3 protein-coding genes and 1 pseudogene are annotated in these 3,623 nt (G+C 49.3%); all 4 read left to right on the top strand.

The annotated features are described in order from the left end of the window. Positions 1-163, top strand: a pseudogene (locus V5298_RS17230) (glucose-6-phosphate dehydrogenase); the annotation flags it as partial. A gap of 1 nt (position 164) precedes the next feature. After that, complete coding sequence (pgl, locus tag V5298_RS17225) at positions 165-857, top strand: 6-phosphogluconolactonase (RefSeq protein WP_332932670.1); 693 nt, start codon at positions 165-167, stop codon at positions 855-857. 9 nt (positions 858-866) lie between these two features. Further along, on the top strand, positions 867-2,696 hold the full coding sequence (edd, locus tag V5298_RS17220; protein ID WP_332932669.1) for a phosphogluconate dehydratase: 1,830 nt from the start codon (positions 867-869) through the stop codon (positions 2,694-2,696). Further along, positions 2,693-3,623, top strand: a 931-nt coding sequence (gene glk / locus V5298_RS17215; RefSeq protein ID WP_332932668.1) for a glucokinase, incomplete at its 3' end; no start/stop codon positions are given. The genes edd and glk, both read left to right, overlap by 4 nt.

Here is a 3,623-nt window from a genome sequence, read left to right as displayed (position 1 = left end):
GGCATGGACCTGGGTTGATTCAATTTTAGAAGCGTGGAAACACAGCAATGAACCCCCTGAGCCTTATCAAGCTGGTACATGGGGACCTGTGGCATCCATTGGTCTATTAGCCCGGGCAAACCGTAGTTGGTATGAAAGTAAGATAACCCGGAAGAAGAAATAACATGGCATTGATTACCGAAGCATTTGACACACCAGAACGTCTTACAGACGCCTTCGCGAAAAAGTTGATTGCACTGCTTGAAGCCGGAATTAAAGCCCGCGGACGGGCTAGTTTGGTGGTAAGTGGCGGTCGTACGCCGGTGGCTTTATTTAAACAGCTTAGCCTCAGCGATATTCCCTGGGATAAAGTGGATATTACTCTGGCTGACGAACGCTGGGTGGATGAGGCGGATGAAGCAAGTAATACCAAACTGGTAAACGAAAACCTCATCCAAAATTACGCCAGTAAGGCGAATTTTGTCACCTTAAAAACGGCCCATGATGATGCCAATGAGGGGATTTCTGAAGCCGAGAGTCGGTTAGCGAGCCTTACACAGCCCTTTGATGCGCTAATATTAGGCATGGGCGAAGATGGCCATACGGCCTCTTTATTTCCCTGTTCTGAGCAGATTAAAGACGGCTTGAATATGTCCAGTGGCATGATCTGTATTGCTGTCCAGCCGAAAACTGCGCCGCATCAGCGGATATCGTTGACATTGCCTGCACTGTTGAACAGTCGCAATATCTTCCTGCATTTGACCGGTGAAAAGAAAAAAGCCGTTCTGGAAGACGCTATTGCCAACGCGACCGAAATTGAAAAACCCATTACCGCGGTTATTAATCGCGCCGATGTAACCCTGGTATGGGCACCTTAGGAGAAGTGAATGAATTCTCAAATTGCTGAAATTACTCAACGAATTATTGAACGCAGTTCGAAAACCCGTAAAGCTTATTTAGATAAAATTGACAAGGCCCGTCGTGCCGGACCCCACCGGGGCGTATTGTCCTGCGGTAACCTGGCCCACGGTTTTGCCGCTTGTGGCACAGAGGAAAAATCGGATCTTCGTTCGATGACGAAGGCGAACATCGCCATCATTTCTTCCTATAACGATATGTTGTCGGCTCACCAGCCTTACGAAACCTATCCGACTATCCTTAAAGATGCGATCCGCGAAGTCGGTAGCGTTGCCCAGTTCGCCGGTGGTGTTCCTGCCATGTGTGATGGTGTGACCCAGGGTAATCCGGGCATGGATCTGAGCCTAATGAGCCGGGATATTATCGCGCAGGCAACGGCAGTGGGGCTGTCACACAATATGTTTGATGGCGCACTTATGCTTGGCATTTGTGACAAAATCGTCCCTGGGTTGCTTATGGGCTCGTTGGCGTTTGGTCATTTACCCACGGTGTTTATTCCCGCCGGTCCCATGCCTTCGGGTTTGCCGAATAAAGAAAAGGCACGGGTTCGTCAAGAGTTTGCTCAAGGTAAAGTTGGCCGAGATGCGCTGCTTGAAGCCGAATCTCAGTCTTACCATTCAGCCGGAACCTGTACCTTCTACGGTACGGCAAACTCAAACCAATTGGTTGTGGAAACCATGGGGCTGCATTTACCGGGGGCTTCCTTTGTCAACCCAGGTACACCTTTACGTGAAGCCTTAACGCGGGCAGCGGCTGTACAGGTGACCCGCTTGACGGATTTAGGGGAGAATTATTCACCCATAGGTCACATCGTTGATGCAAAAGCCATTGTGAATGGCATTGTTGCCTTATTGGCGACCGGCGGTTCAACGAATCACACCATGCATTTGGTGGCCGTTGCACGGGCAGCCGGTATCATTATTAATTGGGATGATTTTTCTGATATCTCGAATGCGGTGCCATTGCTTACCCGTATTTATCCTAACGGTTCTGCCGATATCAATCACTTCGTTGCTGCCGGTGGTATGGCGCTGTTGTTTAAACAGTTGTTAGACGCAGGTTTAATTCACAACGACGTCAAAACAATTTGTGGTGACGGCCTTGAGCGTTACACCAAAGAGCCGTTTTTAAATGATGGTGAACTTGAATGGCGTGATGGACCCACAAAATCCCATGACAAAGAGGTGATTGCTACCGTTGATGCGCCCTTTAAGCCCGATGGTGGCGTTTGCGTACTCAAAGGAAACCTGGGACGCGGCGTGATGAAAACCTCGGCTTTGCGGTCTCCGGTTTGTCACATTAAAGCGCCAGCAGTGGTGTTTGAAGATCAGTTCGAACTCGACGCCTCTTTTAAGGCCGGCGAGCTTGATAAAGATTGCATTATCGTCGTGCGATTCCAAGGTCCTTCAGCCATAGGTATGCCGGAACTTCACCGTTTGACGCCGCCTTTAGGTGTGCTACAGGATCGTGGTTTTAATGTGGCTTTGGTAACCGATGGCAGAATGTCCGGTGCATCAGGAAAAGTCCCTGCGGCTATTCATGTTACCCCAGAAGCCTACAAAGGCGGTTTACTGGCAAAAGTACAATCCGGTGACATGATCGAATTAAATACTACCACCGGCGAGCTCACATTGCTGGTTGATGAAGAGACATTAGCGGCCCGTGCGCCAGCTGAAGCTAACCTAGCTCATCATCAGATCGGCATGGGGCGGGAAATGTTTGCTGGCTTTAGAGCCACCCTTTCCGGCGCCGAAGAGGGGGCATGCTCGTTGTTTGTTGGTCAGGAGCAAGCGCTATGACGGATAGGTTCGTCGCAGATGTGGGAGGGACCAACATCCGTTTGGCAAGGGTGACTCAAAAGGGTGTTGATAACATTATCAAATACCAGTGTCAGGATTTTGCGAGCCTTGATGTGGCCATTAAGCAATATTTTACGGATCTACCCCAATACACCTTTACCCAAGGGTGTATTGCCATTGCTTGCCCCGTTTTAGGTGATCAGGTTGTGATGACAAATCATAGCTGGGCGTTTTCTCAGGTTGCATTAAAACAGCAACTTGGGTTGACGGATCTGTTTGTCATCAACGATTTCACCGCCGTGGCCCATTCGTTACCGGTGCTTGATGGCAGTCAGGTTATCCAAATCGGTGAAGGTAGCCCTGTACCGAATGGCAACATTGCCGTTTTTGGTCCAGGCACAGGGTTAGGTGTTGAGCATATCACCATGACATCGTCAGGTTGGCAAACCTTGGATGGTGAAGGGGGGCATGTCGATTTTGCCCCCGTCGATGAAGTCGATGTGGTGATATGGCGATACTTACAGTCTCAATTCGGTAGAGCGTCTGCTGAAGAAGTGATGTCTGGTCGCGGACTGTTAAACATCTACCGCGCTTTGGCTTTAGATGCGAATGCGCCAGTCCGTTTTAACGAACCGGCACAAATTACTGAAAATGCCATGCTCGAACAGTGCGATATCTGTGTACGTACCGTGGCCCAGTTTTGTCGGATCATGGGCAGTTTTGCCGGTAATTTAGCGTTGAATATGGCAACCACCGGCGGCGTATTTATTGGTGGCGGTATTGCGCTGCGCTTTGTTGACTACCTTAAATCCAGCGATTTTCGCGTGCGATTTGAACATAAAGGTCAAATGAGCCATTACGTTAAACACATTCCTACGTACCTTATTGCGGAACCTGATCATGGATTATTAGGTGCATCTGCATATT

Origin of the sequence: Alteromonas sp. 14N.309.X.WAT.G.H12, assembly GCF_036697315.1 — a bacterium.
Taxonomy (GTDB): Bacteria; Pseudomonadota; Gammaproteobacteria; order Enterobacterales; family Alteromonadaceae; genus Alteromonas.
This window is presented reverse-complemented; position numbering and strand designations above follow the sequence as displayed.

What these genes read in the sequence shown, in the direction of transcription:
- pgl (WP_332932670.1), top strand. Translation starts at nt 165, where the DNA reads ATGGCATTGATTACCGAAGCATTTGACACACCAGAACGTCTTACAGAC.
- edd (WP_332932669.1), top strand. Translation starts at nt 867, where the DNA reads ATGAATTCTCAAATTGCTGAAATTACTCAACGAATTATTGAACGCAGT.